General features: G+C 51.7%; 14 protein-coding genes and 1 pseudogene. 7 read left to right on the top strand and 8 right to left on the bottom strand.

The genetic code is table 11. From position 1 onward, the window contains the following. Positions 1–472: 472 nt before the first annotated feature. From AYI96_RS10135 to pepA, 3 genes are all read right to left on the bottom strand, one after another. Entirely contained in the window at positions 473–1,510 is a 1,038-nt protein-coding gene (locus AYI96_RS10135) for an NADP-dependent oxidoreductase (RefSeq protein ID WP_039033203.1), read from the bottom strand. 92 nt (positions 1,511–1,602) lie between these two features. After that, complete coding sequence (locus AYI96_RS10130; protein WP_144361554.1) at positions 1,603–2,208, bottom strand: TetR/AcrR family transcriptional regulator; 606 nt, start codon at positions 2,206–2,208, stop codon at positions 1,603–1,605. Between the two features lie 489 nt (positions 2,209–2,697). Then, positions 2,698–4,206 (bottom strand): leucyl aminopeptidase, encoded by a 1,509-nt coding sequence (gene pepA / locus AYI96_RS10125; RefSeq protein ID WP_039033174.1) that lies wholly within the window; start codon positions 4,204–4,206, stop codon positions 2,698–2,700. A 238-nt stretch (positions 4,207–4,444) separates the two neighbouring features. Between pepA and lptF the strand changes: the two genes are divergently transcribed. Together lptF and lptG are read left to right on the top strand one after the other, a co-directional pair. After that, positions 4,445–5,557 (top strand): LPS export ABC transporter permease LptF, encoded by a 1,113-nt coding sequence (gene lptF, locus AYI96_RS10120; RefSeq protein WP_039033175.1) that lies wholly within the window; start codon positions 4,445–4,447, stop codon positions 5,555–5,557. Beyond that, positions 5,554–6,612, top strand: a complete 1,059-nt coding sequence (gene lptG / locus AYI96_RS10115; protein WP_028781603.1) for an LPS export ABC transporter permease LptG — start codon at positions 5,554–5,556, stop codon at positions 6,610–6,612. Before lptF ends, lptG begins: the two co-directional genes overlap by 4 nt. 182 nt (positions 6,613–6,794) lie before the next feature. On the opposite strand, the gene AYI96_RS10110 is transcribed toward lptG, so the two are convergent. The 5 genes from AYI96_RS10110 to AYI96_RS10090 form a co-directional block, all read right to left on the bottom strand. Continuing rightward, a complete protein-coding gene (locus AYI96_RS10110) occupies positions 6,795–7,298 on the bottom strand; it encodes an RDD family protein (protein ID WP_144361553.1) in 504 nt (167 codons plus the stop codon). Between the two features lie 25 nt (positions 7,299–7,323). Then, positions 7,324–7,575, bottom strand: a complete 252-nt coding sequence (locus tag AYI96_RS10105; protein ID WP_025011397.1) for a DUF2960 domain-containing protein — start codon at positions 7,573–7,575, stop codon at positions 7,324–7,326. A gap of 26 nt (positions 7,576–7,601) precedes the next feature. Beyond that, positions 7,602–7,952 carry a DMT family protein gene (locus AYI96_RS10100; protein WP_025889282.1) on the bottom strand — a complete coding sequence of 117 codons (351 nt, stop codon included), beginning with the start codon at positions 7,950–7,952 and terminating at the stop codon, positions 7,602–7,604. Between the two features lie 3 nt (positions 7,953–7,955). Continuing rightward, positions 7,956–8,441 (bottom strand): GNAT family N-acetyltransferase, encoded by a 486-nt coding sequence (locus AYI96_RS10095; RefSeq protein ID WP_025011398.1) that lies wholly within the window; start codon positions 8,439–8,441, stop codon positions 7,956–7,958. Between the two features lie 66 nt (positions 8,442–8,507). After that, positions 8,508–9,998: a carboxypeptidase M32 gene (locus tag AYI96_RS10090; protein WP_144361552.1), complete on the bottom strand. Its 1,491-nt coding sequence runs from the start codon at positions 9,996–9,998 to the stop codon at positions 8,508–8,510. A 393-nt stretch (positions 9,999–10,391) separates the two neighbouring features. On the opposite strand from AYI96_RS10090, the gene AYI96_RS10085 reads away from it, so the two are divergent. The 5 genes and pseudogenes from AYI96_RS10085 to AYI96_RS20385 all read left to right on the top strand — a co-directional run. Then, on the top strand, positions 10,392–11,024 hold the full coding sequence (locus AYI96_RS10085; protein WP_039033177.1) for a YqiJ family protein: 633 nt from the start codon (positions 10,392–10,394) through the stop codon (positions 11,022–11,024). Between the two features lie 26 nt (positions 11,025–11,050). Next, a complete protein-coding gene (locus AYI96_RS10080) occupies positions 11,051–12,883 on the top strand; it encodes a flotillin family protein (RefSeq protein ID WP_144361551.1) in 1,833 nt (610 codons plus the stop codon). 2,179 nt (positions 12,884–15,062) lie between these two features. Further along, entirely contained in the window at positions 15,063–16,067 is a 1,005-nt protein-coding gene (locus AYI96_RS10075; protein WP_039033178.1) for a DUF2806 domain-containing protein, read from the top strand. Positions 16,068–16,207: 140 nt separating this feature from the next. Then, positions 16,208–16,687, top strand: a complete 480-nt coding sequence (locus tag AYI96_RS10065; RefSeq protein WP_144361549.1) for a hypothetical protein — start codon at positions 16,208–16,210, stop codon at positions 16,685–16,687. 79 nt (positions 16,688–16,766) lie between these two features. Further along, a pseudogene (locus AYI96_RS20385) lies at positions 16,767–17,070 on the top strand (alpha-amylase family glycosyl hydrolase); the annotation flags it as partial.

The following is a 17,070-nucleotide window of genomic DNA, read 5'->3' as shown; positions in this document are numbered from 1 at the left end:
TGGTAGCCATTTGACATAAGAGGAGGATTTTACACCTTTTGGCCAAAGGTTGAAATGGTCAGCGCCATCCCGATAAGGCTCTTGAGCTATTAGCTAATAAGTCATACGTGCATAAAATGGATCAAGATTCAGTTTGGCGTTGTCTTGCTGCCAACCATATTGAGCTGCTGTTTGATGTTAAGCGTGAGGTGATTTTAAGGAAACCTAAGGAAGGCGCTAACAAGTCCCATGTGTGCTCTGCGTCGGCCTACAGGCCTGAATGCAAGATTCAAATTAAAGGAAGTGCCCGGATTGTCTTTGAATCCCGGTTTAAGCTGGAGCCAAGGCTTTGTTAAAGATGGCGTGAATAGCCTGAATTAAGCCGTTAAAATTGGCGGCCCTCTTGGCGTTTATGCTTAAGAGGGCCGCAGGTCTTGCTTTGCTGGTTACCGAATGGCCGCAGCAATCAATCTAGTGCAGCCATCAGTTTTTATCACAGCGGCTCGGCAACCTTGATCACCAGCTTGCCGAAGTTTTTACCTTCAAGCAGGCCGATAAAGGCTTGTGGGGCCTGCTCCAGCCCTTCGACCAGTTGCTCCTTGTATTGAATTTTGCCCTGAGATACCCAGGCATCCATATCCTTGGCGAACTCTTCATATCTGTGGCCATAATCGTCAATAATGATAAAGCCCTGCATCTTGATCCGCTTCACCAGAATGGTGCTCATCAGCAGTGACAGGCGATCCGGACCGGCCGGCAACTCAGTGGCGTTATATTGAGACACCAAACCACATACGGGGACTCTGGCGCTGGTATTCAGCAGGGGCAATACGGCATCAAACACCTTGCCGCCGACGTTCTCGAAATAGATGTCTATTCCCTGGTCGCAGACTCGGGCCAACTGCTCGGCGAAGTCCTCTGCCTTGTGATCCAGACACTCATCGAAACCCAGTACTTCTTTGGCGTGGCGACATTTCTCAGCGCCGCCGGCAATACCTATGACCCGGCAGCCCTTGAGTTTGCCTATCTGACCTACGGTTGCGCCAACCGGTCCGGTCGCGGCGGCAACCACCAGAGTTTCTCCCGCTTTGGGCTGGCCAATATCCAGCAGTCCCATATAGGCGGTGAAACCCGGCATACCCAAGACTCCGAGGGCGTATGAAGGGGCAGCAGGCGCTTTGCCGAGTTTCAACAATCCTTCACCGTCTGAAAGGGCATAGTTTTGCCAGCCGGTGTAGGCGAGCACCCACTCACCGACTTCAAAGTCAGGATGACGGGACTCTTCTACCTGGCAAACTGTGCCGCCGACCATGATATCGTTCACGGCTACCGGCTCGGCATAGGATTCTGCATCACTCATGCGGCCGCGCATGTATGGATCCAGCGACAGGTAGATGGTGCGCAGCAACACCTGGCCGTCGTTTGCCACCGGCTTGCTGCTGCTTTCCAGACGGAAGTTTTCTGCGTTGGGAGCGCCGCTCGGGCGAGAGGCCAGCACAATGCGCTGATGTGGGGTTTGATTGGCAGTCATAATAGGCTCCATTGGGTTTTATTGCTTGATTAGACCGGTCGTCTAGTGCTCGGTTAAAAAAATCCCGCCACCTGTGTGGCGGGGAGTATCTGTTATTGGCCGCTGTTGTCCAGCCTGCCTGCGAGTATGCTGTCAGTGGTTTGCATCACCAGGTTGAGGGCGTTTTTATCCTGGGTCAGCTTGCTCATCAGGCTGGCTCCCAGCCAGAGGTTGTAAAGTAGCTGCGCCGTCTGTTCACTGTTGCCGACCTTGACAGAGCCATCCCGGTTTCCGGCTTCGATGCATTCGGCAATGGTGGCAATGATCCGCTTGGCGCCTTGCAGCAGCGCCATACGCATAGGTTCAGAGAGATCGGCTACTTCGGCGCTCAGCTTCACCACCAAGCATTTTTGTGCGCCGCAGACATCGGCGTCGCAATCCAGCCAGAGTTGCCAGTAGCTTTGCAGCCGCTGCAGCGCCGGAGTGCGTTCATGGCCCAAAAGTGCCTGCAGCTTATTCTGATAATCGTTGAAATAGTCCTTTATCAGGGCTTCGCCGAACTGCTCCTTGGATTTGAAGTAGTGGTAGAAGGAGCCCTTGGGGACTTCTGCATGTTGCAGCAGTTGTGACAGGCCAACATTGGAAAAGCCTTTGGTTACGACGAGCTGGTAACCCGTGTCCAGTATGTGTTGGCGTGTGCTTTGTGTCTGTGTGTTCATGGCGGCCAGTATAATCACCATTAGACCAGTCGTCTAGTATTTTATTTGAACAGCAGTTGTTTGGCTTGGAATCTCAACGGCAATACCAAGTGACAAAAAAAAGTGACAGGAAGTAACTGGATGAAAAGCAATGAATTAAAGCGTTCAGAGTTAAAGTAAACGGAGTCATGTCGGCTGGAACTGTATTGGCAAACTCAGCTGTGCAAACTTAGTCTGAAGCCGAGTTTTATGGGGGCTGTTTTGAGCCACTGCCTTTCAACAGGGCGGTTTATTGTGGCTTAGCTCTGTGGCTTCGCTCTGTGGTTTGAACCGTGGATGAATACTATTTTGCCCAAGCGCCGACGCTTTCGGCGATAATCAAAAGGCGGGGGCGATAATCAAAAGACGGGGAAGGAGCTGGACAAAGGGAAGCTTGGCTTTATAAAATAGCCCACAAAAAGAAAAAGCGAAGCACTGGGCTTCGCTTTTTATTAGCAGGGAGTCAGGCGCTTATTCGCCTTGCTCGACCCCGGCGCGGTTGAGCAGGAACTGCGCCAGCATAGGAACCGGACGACCGGTTGAGCCCTTGTTGGCGCCGCTGTTCCAGGCTGTACCCGCTACATCCAAGTGAGCCCAGTGGTACTTTTTGGTAAAGCGCGACAGGAAACAGGCCGCCGTGATAGAACCGGCAGGGCGTCCGCCCAGGTTGGTCATATCGGCAAATGGGCTGTCCAGCATCTCCTGGTACTCATCCCATATTGGCAGGCGCCAGGCGCGGTCACCACTCTGCTCACCGGCATTGAGTAGCTCACTCGCCAGTGGGTTATGGGCAGAGAACAGACCTGAGGCGTGTTTACCGAGCGCGATAACACAGGCACCTGTCAGAGTGGCGGTATCGACCACCAGTTCAGGGTCGAAGCGCTCCACATAGGTGAGTACATCACAAAGCACCAGACGGCCTTCGGCGTCTGTGTTGAGCACTTCCACGGTTTGACCGCTCATGGTGGTGAGAATATCACCTGGGCGATAGGCGTTGCCGGAAGGCATGTTTTCACAGCCGGCCAGTACCCCAACCACATTGATGGGCAGCTTCATTTCACAGATGGCCTTCATGGTACCCAGTACCCCGGCAGCGCCGCCCATGTCGTATTTCATTTCATCCATGGCTTCACCCGGCTTGAGTGAGATACCACCTGAGTCAAAAGTGAGGCCCTTACCCACAAGCACTATCGGCTTGGCGGTCGTGTCGACGGCGCCTTGATATTCCATCACTGTCATGATGGACTCGTTGGCACTGCCACGGCCCACGGCCAGGTAGGCGTTCATGCCAAGCTTGGCCATCTGCTCTTCACCAATAGTGCTGACCTTCAGGTTCTCATGCACTTCGGCCAATTGCCGGGCCTGTGAGGCCAGATAAGCCGGGTTGCAGATGTTGGGTGGCATATTGGCCACGTCGCGGCACAACTGCATACCGGCGGAAACGCCAACACCGTGCTCGATGGCGCGCTCGCCAACCGTCAGTTCACGGCGGGTTGGGACATTGAATACCAGTTTGCGCAGCGGGCGACGGGTCTCGCCCTTACGGGTCTTGAGTCCATCGAAGCTGTAGAGGGTAGAGCTGGTGGTTTCCACGGCCTGGCGCACTTTCCAATAAGTGTCGCGGCCTTTAACGTGCAGTTCGGTCAGGAAGCACACGGCTTCCATTGAGCCGGTATCGTTGAGGGTGTTGATCGTCTTGGTGATGATCTGCTTGTATTGGCGCTCGTCTAGTTCTCGTTCTTTTCCGCAACCTACCAGCAGAACCCGCTCACTCAGCACATTGGGTACATGATGCAGGAGCAACATCTGCCCGGGCTTACCTTCCAGATCACCGCGACGCAACAGGTTGCTGATGTAACCTTCACTGATTTTGTCCAGTTGTTCGGCGATGCCGGACAGGCGACGGGGTTCGTAAACGCCTACAACTATGCAGGCCGAGCGCTGTTTTTCGGGGCTGCCGCTCTTTACGCTAAACTCCATGAGCTCTCCTAGATTCTTTTAAAGACAAACTTTTTTATTTATTGGATAATGTCTGCTTGTGCCGCCTAAAGGCGGAAAATTTCCTGCAGCAGGGGGCTGGTTTGGCTGACAAGAATCATACGCCTGAAACAACCAAAATGCCGCCTGTTATGGTCAGAAAACTATCAAAAGTAGACAGTCTACATGAAAGTAACACTGACACCAGCAAAAAGATAAGTTTGGATACCGGATTCAGCCTGTGATTGTATTTAGATACTTGATCCGCGAAGTTTTGAAGGCACAAATAGCGGTGCTTTCAGTCTTATTAGCTATTTTTATCAGCCAGCAATTTGTTCGCATCCTGGCCGATGCCTCCGACGGCGAATTTCCCGCCTCCCTGGTGCTGACTCTGATAGGCCTTAATCTGCCCGAATTGACGGTGCTTATCCTGCCTCTGAGTCTGTTTCTGGGGATCTTGCTCGCCCACGGCCGCATGTATGCAGAAAACGAGATGGTGGTCTTTCACGGGGTCGGTATCAGCGAATGGTATGTTACCCGGGTAACCTTGATCCTGGCGTTGCTCAACAGCTTGTTTACCGGTTATCTGGCGCTTTATGTTGCGCCTTGGGCCCAGGACAAACAGCACGCGGTTTTGGAGAAGGCCCAGTCAGAGGCTGGGTTAGCCGCCCTGGTTCAGGGGCGCTTTCAAACCAGTGCCAATGGCCGGGCAGTGCTCTTTGTTGAAAAAATCAGTAAAGACAATGAATTGGAAAAAGTCTTTGTGGCCCAGCTTCCCGATGCGGAAGATGAGAGCGGCGTTACCAACCTGGTCGTGGCCCATGGTGGCCGGGTGGTGGAAGACGCAACAGGTGGCCAGCGGCTCAAGCTCGATGACGGCGTGCGTTATCAGGGAGCACCGAACCGGGTGGATTACCAGGTGATTGAGTTCGGCGGTTATCAGATGCAGCTCAAAGAGCAGGAAGTGGATGAGAGGGATCGCAAGTTATCTGCCGTGCCTTTCAAGGAGCTGCTCAATACGCCGGGGCCGGAAGCCGTAGCCGAATTCCACTGGCGACTGGCGATTCCGCTGGCTATCCCTTTGATGACGCTGATTGCTGTGCCGCTGGCGCGGGTCAATGTGCGCCAGGGCAAGTTTGCCAAGGTATTCCCGGCGGTATTGCTCTATCTTGGTTATTTCGGCTTGATGGTCGCCGGGCGCAAGGCGCTGCAGGATGAGGTGATCCCGGCCTGGCTGGGAATGTGGTGGATCCATGCCTCGGCATTGGTGATGGGCATCTTGCTGATAGGTAAGGGCAGACCTTTGGGCACTCGCCTGACCGGTCTGTTCAAACGCCGGGGGGCCGCAGCATGAAGATACTGGACTGGTATATTGCCAGAGTATTGCTCAGCACTTCTGCCCTGTGTCTGCTGATTTTGACCGGGCTTTCCGGGATCATCAAATGGGTCGATCAGCTGCGTTTGGTAGGGCGGGGCAGCTACACCATGATGGATGCCGCCGTCTATGTGCTGTTTTTGATCCCAAGAGATGTGGAGATGTTTTTCCCCATGGCCGTGTTGCTCGGGGCGCTCATCGGCATGGGCATGCTGGCCTCCAACTCTGAACTGATAGTGATGCAGGCCTCCGGCATGTCGCGGCTGCAGATCACCCTGTCGGCGATGAAGACGGCGGTTCCTTTGATGCTGATGGTAATGGTACTGGGGGAGTGGGGCGCACCGGTGGCGGAGCAGAAGGCCTATGAGCTGAAGACCAATAAGATCTCCGGCGGCAACCTGATTAAGTCTCACCGCGGGATTTGGGCCAGAGATGGAAACCTGTTCGTCAATATTGGCGAGATTGAGGATGTGACTCGTCTTGGCAATATTACCCTTTATGAGTTTGACTCTGAGCAGAAGCTGGCCAGTGTGGTGCACGCCGAGCAGGCTATTTACACCAAGGAATATTGGCGTTTATTGGAGGTTCGCCGCACTGTGTTCAAAAATGAGCAAGTGGTGCTGGATAACCTCAAGGAAGACAGATGGCCCTCCAGTTTGACACCGGACAAGCTGAGTGTGGTGTCGGTTAAACCCGATGCCCTGTCTATCCGCGGTTTGGTCGGTTATCTCGACTATCTGAAGAACAATAATCAGGATGCCAGTCGCTATGAGTTGGCGCTGTGGCGTAAGGTGATGCAACCCATCACAGTGGCTGTGATGATGCTGGTGGCGCTCTCTTTTGTGTTCGGGCCGCTTAGAACCGTCACCATGGGGGCCAGGGTATTACTCGGGGTGATAGCCGGCTTTACCTTCTATATCTGTAATGAGATCTTCGGCCCCATGAGCATAGTCTATGAGCTGCCGGCCTTGATGGGGGCCATGATGCCGAGTGTGCTGTTTACCGGCGCGGCTATCTACTATATCCGCCGCTGAGGACGCTGAGGATTGAGGGCTTGAGAGTAAAGCCGCTGCGGTTTAAAGCCTCCCTTGTTGATTAACCCTATGAAAAAGCCCTGTCACTGACAGGGCTTTTTGCTGTGGTTTGCGTATTAGTATCTAAAAAGCTCTATTTTAATGCTACCGCTACCTGGGTATTTCAGGCCATTACCTCAGAATCAGTGCCAGTTGCGCAGTGAGTTGGCTTCTTTACTGAGAAGCACCACTTCGGAGCGGGTCATGCTGTCCTGCAGTGCCAGTTTGTCACCGCTGAACAGGATCCACAGGTTGCCTATCCCCAGCAAGGACCAAACCACCCGTGCCAGCGCGGTAATAAAACTCAGGTTTTGGCCGTTGGGATGCTGTACCTTGAGGCGCCAGGCGCGCATGCCCAGAGTCTGGCCGCCCTTGGACCAAAAGAGAGCGTAGAAACCGGCCACACAGCAGGCCAGCCACAGCTGATAGAGGCCGTGATAGAGGCTGTTGCCATTGAGCAGATCCGAAACATGTTCATAGTTCCCCATGGGAATGAGGCCGGAGGCGGTCAGGCCGGCAAAGATCCCAAACCCTATGGCACCGGCAAACATGTAGACGGCTACCGCCAGCAACAGATCATAAACGGCGGCACCGAGGCGCTTGAAAAAGCCGGCTCGGGGAAAATTGGCGTGCTCTGGATTTATCATGGCTTAACCCTCTTTTGGGCAGGTATTAACCCTGCTCTTCTTCTTTGACAAAGTGGATATGACGAAATCCCATACGGGCGAATTCACTGGTGCGATAGCTCTTCAGGGCGCCGCCGCCTTTGGCTGTCATGGCGACTTGCTGCTCCATCGCCAGAAAACGGCTGAGATCTATTCCCTCGGCGGCGGCAACAGCCTCGTACATGTCGTGGTATTTGTCATAGGCAAAGTTGATCACTTTCGCGACCCCCTTGTATTCATAGGCGACCTGACGTGCCATCTTGTGTCCTCATTAAAGCAGTGGGCTCAAGCGAACTTACTGCGAAATATAAAATAAACGGCGCCGAGCATACACAACCCGGCCCAGAGATAGTCCAGTTTCAGCGGTTCTTTAAGGTAATAGAATGAAAAAGGAACAAACAGACTCAGGGTGATGACTTCCTGAAGTATCTTGAGTTGGCCCACATTCATCACACTATAACCAATACGGTTGGCCGGTACCTGCAAAAGATATTCGAACAGGGCTATGCCCCAACTGACCAAAGCGGCAATTATCCAGGGTTTACCTGAAAGGGACTTGAGGTGGCCGTACCAGGCAAAGGTCATAAAGATATTGCTCAGGCACAATAAGCCTATGGTGATGAGTGTGGGTTGCATCTGTCAGCGGGCTACCGGATAGACCATATAACTGGCGTCATCTGTATAGGTGGCCAACGATTTTTCGATACGCTTGTGGTTAAAGCCAAGCTTTTCCCAGTAACCACAGGCGCCCTGTACTGCAACCAGTGACAAGGAACCCAGGCGCAGTTTTTCCGCCTGCAGTTTGAGGGTATCAAACAGTTTGCGTCCGGCGCCGAATCCCTGAGCCCTGTTGCTGATGGCAATATCATGCAGATAAAGGGTGTCGGCCTTTGGCAGTGTGGTAATCGCCTTGTACAGTGGCGGAGGGGTGTCTTCGGTCCAGGGATGAGCCAGACAATAGCCTACCACCTGGTCACTCTTTTCAAGGACATAACAGGTTTGCGGTGATGCCTGCCACTTGCTCTTGAGTACATGTAAAGGTTCGGGGGCCAGCGCGTGGTAGCACTCTGCTTGAATTTCGCCTATGGCTTGCCAGTCATCCTGGCTAATGGCGCGTATCAACATCTGAATTCACTTTCTCTTTGCAGTTACTTCGTAGAAACGCGCCATTATACCATTTTTGCAGATAAATTAATCCAGATAGCGCTGTTGCAGATGGCGCTGCAGGAAGTTGGGATCCAGACTCTGCCCTGTAGCGCTGCGGATCAGTTCATCGGTTTCCAGCAGGCACCCCTTGGACCAGATTTTTTCATCCAGCCAGTCGCAAATCTGCCCCAGCTTATCCTGGCTCAGCAGGGCTTCAATGGGGCCCAATTCGGCTTCCATGGCAAATCTCAGCTGGGCGGCGTACATGGCGCCCAAGGTGTAGCTGGGGAAATATCCCAGTTCGCCCAAGGTCCAGTGAATATCCTGCATGCAGCCATCTTTATAATTGCCGGCAGTACTCAGCCCCAGATATTGCTGCATCTTTTGATCCCAGAAATCGGGTAGGTCTTTCACCTCCAGGCTGCCGTCGATAAAGGCCTGCTCGGCTTCAAATCGCAGCAGTATATGCGCCGGATAGGTGACTTCATCGGCATCGACCCGGATAAGACCCGGCTTGACCCGGGTGATATTGTCGACCAGTTCATGGGCCGATACCGGGCAGTCGAGATGTCGGCGAATTCTCGGATAGAGCTTGCTGATAAAGGCGCGGCTGCTACCGAGTTGCATCTCAAAAAACAGGCTCTGACTCTCGTGGATCCCCATGGAGCGAGACATTCCGGCGGGTTGCCCTCGCCAATCCTTTGGCAGCGCCTGCTCGTAACGGGCATGACCCGTTTCGTGAATAGTGGAGGTGAGGGCAGTGATAAAGTCGTTTTCCGTGTAGCGACTGGTGAGGCGGATATCACCGGGCACGCCACCGCAAAATGGGTGCGAGCTGACATCCAAACGCCCTTGGTTGAAATCAAATCCCAGGTATTGCATCACCTCCCGTCCCAGCAGCTTTTGGTTTGCTATCGGGTAGTCGCCGGCGCTGCTCTTGTAACTCTGGTGCAGCTGTTTGTGCTTCACTTTTTGGATAAGCTCGGGCAACCAGTCCCGCACTGCTCCGAGAGTGGTCTCCAGCCGCTCACATGTCATGCCGGGTTCAAATCTGTCCAGCAGGGCATCGTAACCTGCCTTGCCTGTGTGCGCCGAGCGAGCCTGGGCTTCTTCTCGCACCAAGGCGATTACCGCCTCGAGATTGGGGCGAAACCCTTGCCAATCGTTGTTATGCCGCTGTTCGCGCCATTGGTTTTCACAGCGATAACCCGCCAGCGTCTTGGCCTGCACCAAGTCCCCTGGCACGGCGAAGGCTTGGGCGTAGTGCCAGCGCATCTCCCTGAGATTGGCCCTCTGTTCGATACTGAGTTCGGCGGCCTTGGCTTCGGCGCCATCCAACCATTCGGCAAGCCGGGGCGAGGTTTTTAAACTGTGAATGTGTAATGCCAACTCGGCCATCGCCTCGGAGCGGGCCTCGCTGCCGCCCATAGGCATCATGGTGGCTTGATCCCAGTCCCCCAGGGCACTGAAATGCTCGAAGTGGCTGATGGTGCGAAAGTGCTGGCAAATATGTTGGTATTCGGTTTTGGCAGTCATGGTTTGCTCTAAAATAATGGCATGCATCAGAGGGAACAGTTCTTATGCTAACCAAGCCAAGGGATCGTTCTCAAGTGTTTTTCGGCAGTTTTTGTTCTTGCGAAATGTAATTAAATTAATGCCTTGTAATAAAAAACAAAGTTTAAAATTCGGTTTTGTCTGGGCGTTGCTGGCGTAAACCTTGTGGTTTGTTGCAACACTAACCCAAGCAAAGATAGCCTCAGTATGGAGTGGCTAACATTAATGTGAGCCGCTGCAGATTTCTGACGTTAAATGCAGATAAAAGCTATTGGAGTCCAAGCTTGCCAAGGGGTACACTCAGTAACGACCTGAAATAAACAGGCTTAAATGGAATATTGACGACAGGTACAGTCGTCTACAAGGAGGAATCCTGTGCTGGACTTTTTTCTGGCCCAGTCCAATTTGCCCTATGCTGTAGCCTTGGCGATAGTGGCACTGCTTGGAGTGATAGAGGGACTCACACTAATCGCGGGTATCAGCCTGATGGCCGCTATGGATGACTGGCTTCCCGATGCCGATCTTGATACTGACCTGCCTCAGGGGGGACTGACAGCGCTGGCCGGTTGGCTCTGCCTGGATAGGCTGCCTGTGCTCATCTGGTTTGTACTGGCACTGGGATGTTTCAGTATTACGGGCTACCTGCTTAACTATTTTTCCTGGCTGCTCACCTCGGCCCTGTTACCGCAAGTGTTTTCCTTGTTGCTGGCCTTGCCGCTGGCGGCGGTTGCCTGCCATTTCCTCGGTGGGCAGTTGGCCAGAATCCTTCCCAAAAATGAATCCAGCGCCGTCTCAATCGAAGATCTCAGCGGCAGCGTCGGCACAGTAACGCTCGGCTGTGCCATCAAGGGTAATCCCAGCGAGGCCGTGGTTCAGGATCAATACCGTCAAAAACACTATGTCCTGGTCGAGCCCGAGGACGAAGACACCGAATTCCCGGCAGGGGTGCAAGTGGTGCTGCTCAGACGCAGCGGCCGCGTGTGGTCTGCCACCCGTTTTGAACAATAATCCAACCAAAAAAGGAAACAACAGGAATGGAAACCATCCCGGGTTTAAATACCAGCGGCACCAGTATGTTGCTGTTTACCGCAGGCGCAGTAGTGCTCTGCCTGTTGGTGATAGGGTTTATTTTTGCCAAGCTCTATTGCCGCGCCACCAAAGAGATGGCCTTTGTGCGCACGGGTTTCGGTGGTGAAAAGGTAGTCAAAGATGGCGGCGCCATTGTCCTGCCGGTACTGCATGAAATTATTCACGTCAATATGAATACCCTGCGCATTGAAGTGGGCAAGACTCAAAAAGATGCCCTGATCACTAAAGACAGAATGCGGGTGGACGTCAAGGCCGACTTTTACTTGCGGGTGGCCCCCAATGCCGAAGGTATCTCCATGGCGGCCCAAACATTGGGCGGTCGCACCAATAGGGTGGAAGAGCTCAAGAAGCTGATGGAGTCCAAGTTTGTTGACGTGCTGCGCGCCGTGGCAGCCGAAATGAACATGACAGAGATGCACGAACAGCGGGCCGACTTTGTACAGCGGGTGCAGAACAACGTTGCCAACGATCTTGAGAAAAACGGTCTGGAACTGGAGTCGGTTTCTCTGACAGGTTTTGACCAAACAGAGCTGGAGTTCTTCAATGAGAACAACGCCTTCGACGCCGAAGGTCGTGCCAGACTCGCCAAGATCATCGAAGAAAAGCGCAAAGAAACCAACGATATTCAGCAGGATAACCGGATCCAGATTGAGCTGCGTAACCTGGAAGCCGAAAAAGAGTCGCTGAATATCGAAAAGGCCGAAGAGGAAGCGCGTCTGATCCAGCAGCAGGCACTGGAGTTCAAGCGCGCCGAGCAAAAGGCCGAGATCATCAAGCAGAAAGAGCAAAAGCAGCGTGAGGAGCGGGAGGCGGAAATCGCCAAGGAACGCGCCATCGAGTCGGCGGAAATTGAAAAGACCAAAGACATAGAAACCCGCGAGATTGAAAAGCGTAAGCAAATTGAGCAGGCCAGAATTCAACAGCTGCGAGATATCGAAGTCTCCGAGCAGGAAAAACAGATTGCGGTTGCCGCCAAGTCGGAAGAAGAATCTGCCGCCAGAGCCCGCGCCGCCGAGGCCGAAAAGCTCAAGGTTGAAAAAGAGGAAGCGGTAATCACAGTGCGTCAGGTGGCTGAGGCTAATCGTCGCAAAGAGATTGAAGTTATCGACGCCCGTAAAGAGGCAGAGCGGGAAGCCGTTGGCGTTACAGTTCAGGCTGAAGCCGAGAAACGCGCCGCCGAAGATAGATCCATAGCGATACTGACCGAAGCCCGCGCCAGTGCCGATGCCAAGATGCTCAAGGCCGAGGCCGATGAGAAGGTGTATGCAGTGGAAGCGGCCGGTAAACAGGCACTGCACGAAGCTGAGAACGTGTTGCGTGACGAGCAAGTTGCCCTGCAGCGCTCACTGGCGATCCTCAAAGTTCTGCCGGAAATCGTCGCCAATGCGGTTAAACCGCTGGAAAACATCGAAGGCATCAAGATCCTTCAAGGCTATGGCAGCGGCGTAACCGGCCAACTGGGGACAGCTTCCGATGGTGCCGGTGTCAAGGGCGGCATTGCCGAGCAGGTTACCAGTGCGGCGCTCAACTACCGTGCCAATGCGCCTGTGGTCGATGCCATGCTCAGAGAGTTGGGGCTGGTAGATGCCGAAAAGGGCGGGCTGAATGATCTGCTGAGCGGCAACAACATGCTCACCCATGAAGCGTTGCAAATCGCCCGGGATACCAAGGCCAGTGCCGAGCCCAAAGTGGAGACGATAAAGCCTGTTAGCCAAAACAATGTGGCCTATGAAGTGACTTTGGATATAGATAAGCCTGAACAACCGAGAAACGCTTAAGCCCAGTTGTACTCATCAATGAATGCCCTCCATCGGAGGGCATTTTCTTATCAGGCATAACTTCTTATCAGGTATAGCTTCTTCTTATCAGGCATAGCCTCGGAAAATTCGTTTTCAATTTTCCAAGCCGGCCTCGGCTACGCTAATATGCAAACAACGCCTAGCGGCGGCTTTGAAGGAAAGTCGGTGCAATTCTTTCCACACAGAGTTGTTTTAAGCTGCAGATATATGCCTATTTTCCAGGCGCTTGCGGAACTGTGACCGTCGAAAACAGGGCCGAATCTTGTTCCAGACAAATTCGGCATTTCCTACGTCTCTGTAGGTCAGATGTTTTCGTCGAGGCTACATGGACGTATTCACAACAACTTTCCTGTTTAACGGCCAGCTCACCATCCCTGGTTCGCGGTCGAAAGCATGTTGCTGCGCAACTCTCGCCGAGTCACAGGCCTGTGCATAAGCCTGCGGCAGGCAATGAGAAACATACGTTGCCGGAGGCCCTGCCAATACTAATTAGTAACTTTTAGCTAGAAGCTATGATAGCCGCTGTGCCAGCGGCCTAAAGTCGTGGAGCTTCGCCCCACACCCGAGGAAAGGGGGCTGTACCGACTCGCCCCCTTTCCAAACCCCCTGCGACCCGCGACGCAGCGGACAACCCCTTGTGCTTATGATGTCAATTCGCTATCGCGCCAGACGCTCATCCCTGATTCGACTGGCGCTGCTTCGGCATCCATGCCTCGCTACGCGATTGTCATCAACGCCCTGCGGCCGCTTCGAGCGGGAGCCGGTGCAATTCTGTGACAATGGAGTAGTTTGAAATATTTGAGAGATCTGCAGATATACGCCTAATTCTAGGCACAGGCGGAACTGTGACCTTCCGAGGCATGGATGCCGAGGCAGAGCTTACAGGGAAGTACTCGCAGCGAGTCACAGGATCGCCTGTGCATAAGCCTGCGGCAGGCAATGGGAGACGTCCGTCGCTGGAAGCTCAATCAACGTTATTTGGCTATTTGGGGCTGAAAGCCATGCTAGCCGCTGTGGCAGCGGCCTAAAGTCGTGGTGTTCCACACCACACCGGGCAAGGGGCTTTGCTTGTCCAAAGCCCCTTGCATCCCCAAGGACACCCCGACGTAGCCGAAATCCCCGCTGGCTTATGAAACAAATTGGCTACACTCAGGACTCGCATCCTTGCTCGACCTTCGAGTCTCGACATCCCTGTCTCGGCTACGCCAATTTGCAATAACGCCAGCGGCGGCTCCGAAGGGGGCATTGGTGCAATTCTGTTAGCGCTGAGTAGCTTGAAATATTTGAAAGATCTGCAGACATACACCTCATTTCCAGGCACAGGCGGAACTGTGACCGTCGAAAACAGGGACGTTTTCGTCGAGCGCCCAGGGATGGGTTCACAGCGCGTCACAGGATCGCCTGTGCGAAAGGCGCACCGCAGGTGATTGGCTACACCGTGGCCGGAAGCTCGGCCAGTACTAACTTAGGAACTTTTGGCTGGAAGCTATGATAGCCGCTGTTCCAGCGGCTTAAAGTCGTATCGTTTTGGGTTTAAACTCAGTCAGTTCTGCTTCAAAAACAACCCAAATTAGGGTTTTGTTGCCTTTGTCAAAACTTGACCTTTGGCTAATTGTTTTCACATTCAGTACTGGGTATTGTATAACCAATTCAAACGCTTAGCTTTAGCACTTCCTTAAGCTTAAGGCCGAAAGCAGTAGCACTTTTCCGTTTTCAGCGGAATGTAGGGACAAACAGAGTTTGGACCCGTGCGGTAGCCATGGCTTTACTTAACGTTTTTTTGTAAGGCCTGGGTTGTAGGGCTCTTGGTTTTAAGGCCCTTAGTTGCAGGGCTTGGAGCGCTTATGACAAGCGCCTAATAACTGATTTTCTATACAGTATTATTGCCGTTCCAGGAAAAATGCCGGGAATTTGTAGCTAAGTTTGCGCGTTATTTCTGTAACATTTTAGAAAATAGCATCAAATTCATAATGTTAAAAAATACAGCTGGTAGATAATAGGTTTGGAAACCACGCATGCGCGTTTAGCTGCAAGGGATATTAGGACTAAACTCTATTATATCCAGCGAATACAAATAGATAGCGATGCGTGTTTACACTCCTCCGAGGACTAAAACGCGCATGCGCACTATACAGCTGTTAAGCAACAAAGGGTAAATATGAATATTCCAGGTGAAAATTTAATAATTAAGATGTGGGATTCTCTTGTTGACAAGGGTATTGGTAGTATTCTTCAACCGTGGCAAGAGCGACGAGTCGGTGAAAGCCGATTAGATCTTAAGCGCCAAGAAATTCTAAAAATTGCTGAAGCAGAAAGGCTAGCGGAAGATATTAGAAACGGTAATATTCAATTTGAGAGTCCTCAGTTAGAAAATTTTCTTGAGAATAGGCAGGGAAGAATTGAGCCGACTCTTGGGGTTGAATATGCAGTGAGAAACTCTTTTGGAAAAAGTGTCAGTGAAAATATTCGTAAGGAAGCAAATGTTGCGAAATCAATACTGATCGCAGAGGATTTATTGGCTGATGACGCCACCCCCGTAAATGAATCTAAGATTGAAGATGACTGGTTGTTCAATTGGCAAGAATATGCTGGTCGTGTGTCCTCCGAGGACTTGCAGCAGCTTTGGGGCAAAATTCTAGCTGGCGAGATTAAAAGTCCAGGGTCATATTCATACAGAACATTAGATTTCTTAAAAACTTTGTCAAAGGCTGACGCTGAGGTTATTGCAATAGCTGCACAATTTGTTGTCGAAGGTGTTATTTTTCGAGAGCATGATGAAATTCTTGAAAAGGCAGGAATTAACTTTGGTATCTTGATGTATTTACAAGAGCTGGGGATATTATCAGGAGTAGAGGCTGTCGGGCTACAAACCAAATGGAAAAGTTCACAACAGACCCGTTTTATTAAAGGTTTAATTTCATATAATCATTGTCTAATTTTGGAGCACGAGAACGCTCAAAAAGTCGCTAGTAAGCCAGTTTACTTAGTTACCACAATAGGTAAAGAAGTGCTAAGTCTGGCTCAATTTGGCGCCAATAAAGACTATTTGAAAGCTGCTGGTACTCTATTTGCCAAACAAGGCTTTAAGGTAAAAGTTGCAGATTGGCTTCAACAAACGAAAGATTCTGGTAGATTTTATAATGCAGAGGAAATTGTTGCTTAACAAACGCTTCAAGACGGATTCGCAACGCGTGGCATTTTTACTATGCGTTGAATTTAGTGATTTAGGTGGTGTGCAGGAACATCGTATTGCGTTGCTCACCACTTAAGCGGGCGTTATCTCTTTATTGGAGCCATAACTCTATGAACCTGTTTGAGCCGATTGTTGAAGACGCAAAACTTCACAAAAATTTTCGTTCAATCATGAGAGAGTCTAGGACTTTGGAGCGAGCTGAACTTCAACGTTGGGCTGATGGATTTCCAGATCGAGACGGTAAGTTTGCCCGAGAGTTTCAGACTTCTTTTAACTCTTGTTTTTGGGAAATTTACCTTTACGCCTTGTTTAAGGAATTTGGGTTTGAATTTAACTGGGATTCAGCTTCACCAGATTTCCACATCAAGAGAGACAATATTAGTCTTATTGTTGAGGCAACAACAGCAAACAACAGCCAAGGGAAAACCGCAGAGTGGGAGTATTTCCGCTCCGCTGATGAACTTCAAAATATGCGTTTTGGAGAAATGAATCGAGAATCAATCATAAGACTTTCGAATTCATTTATATCAAAGGCTAAGTTATATAAGCGAAAATACAGTGAACTCGAACATGTAAAGGCAAAAAGATAGGACAGCCATATCTTTTTGATGTTTCGCCCAGCTTTGACTAGGCTTTGAAATACCCATCAAAGCTCAGTCGAGGTTGGTTATGACCACTGCCCGTCGCCAGTTGATAGATGCTGAAAGTACGCCCTTTTACCACGTGATTAACCGTTGCGTGAGAAGGGCATTTTTGTGTGGTGAAGATGCACTGTCGGGGCGCAGTTACGAGCATAGACGTGGCTGGATAGTGGATAAAATCAGGCAGTTGTCGTCAATATTCTGCATCGACGTTTGCGCTTATGCGGTTATGAGTAATCACTACCATTTGGTGCTTAAAATCGACCTTGCTGCGCAACAATCGTTGTCGCCATTTGAAGTCGTTGAGCGTTGGACGGGGCTCTTTAGTGGCA

It is taken from the genome of Shewanella sp. MSW (assembly GCF_007636515.1).
Lineage (GTDB): Bacteria > Pseudomonadota > Gammaproteobacteria > Enterobacterales > Shewanellaceae > Shewanella > Shewanella indica.
Note: the sequence above shows the minus strand (reverse complement) of the source record. Positions and strands in the feature narration are given on the sequence as shown.

What these genes read in the sequence shown, in the direction of transcription:
- AYI96_RS10135 (WP_039033203.1), bottom strand. Translation starts at nt 1,510, where the DNA reads ATGACTGCCAATCAAACCCCACATCAGCGCATTGTGCTGGCCTCTCGC.
- AYI96_RS10130 (WP_144361554.1), bottom strand. Translation starts at nt 2,208, where the DNA reads ATGAACACACAGACACAAAGCACACGCCAACACATACTGGACACGGGT.
- pepA (WP_039033174.1), bottom strand. Translation starts at nt 4,206, where the DNA reads ATGGAGTTTAGCGTAAAGAGCGGCAGCCCCGAAAAACAGCGCTCGGCC.
- lptG (WP_028781603.1), top strand. Translation starts at nt 5,554, where the DNA reads ATGAAGATACTGGACTGGTATATTGCCAGAGTATTGCTCAGCACTTCT.
- AYI96_RS10110 (WP_144361553.1), bottom strand. Translation starts at nt 7,298, where the DNA reads ATGATAAATCCAGAGCACGCCAATTTTCCCCGAGCCGGCTTTTTCAAG.
- AYI96_RS10105 (WP_025011397.1), bottom strand. Translation starts at nt 7,575, where the DNA reads ATGGCACGTCAGGTCGCCTATGAATACAAGGGGGTCGCGAAAGTGATC.
- AYI96_RS10100 (WP_025889282.1), bottom strand. Translation starts at nt 7,952, where the DNA reads ATGCAACCCACACTCATCACCATAGGCTTATTGTGCCTGAGCAATATC.
- AYI96_RS10095 (WP_025011398.1), bottom strand. Translation starts at nt 8,441, where the DNA reads ATGTTGATACGCGCCATTAGCCAGGATGACTGGCAAGCCATAGGCGAA.
- AYI96_RS10090 (WP_144361552.1), bottom strand. Translation starts at nt 9,998, where the DNA reads ATGACTGCCAAAACCGAATACCAACATATTTGCCAGCACTTTCGCACC.
- AYI96_RS10080 (WP_144361551.1), top strand. Translation starts at nt 11,051, where the DNA reads ATGGAAACCATCCCGGGTTTAAATACCAGCGGCACCAGTATGTTGCTG.
- AYI96_RS10075 (WP_039033178.1), top strand. Translation starts at nt 15,063, where the DNA reads ATGAATATTCCAGGTGAAAATTTAATAATTAAGATGTGGGATTCTCTT.
- AYI96_RS10065 (WP_144361549.1), top strand. Translation starts at nt 16,208, where the DNA reads ATGAACCTGTTTGAGCCGATTGTTGAAGACGCAAAACTTCACAAAAAT.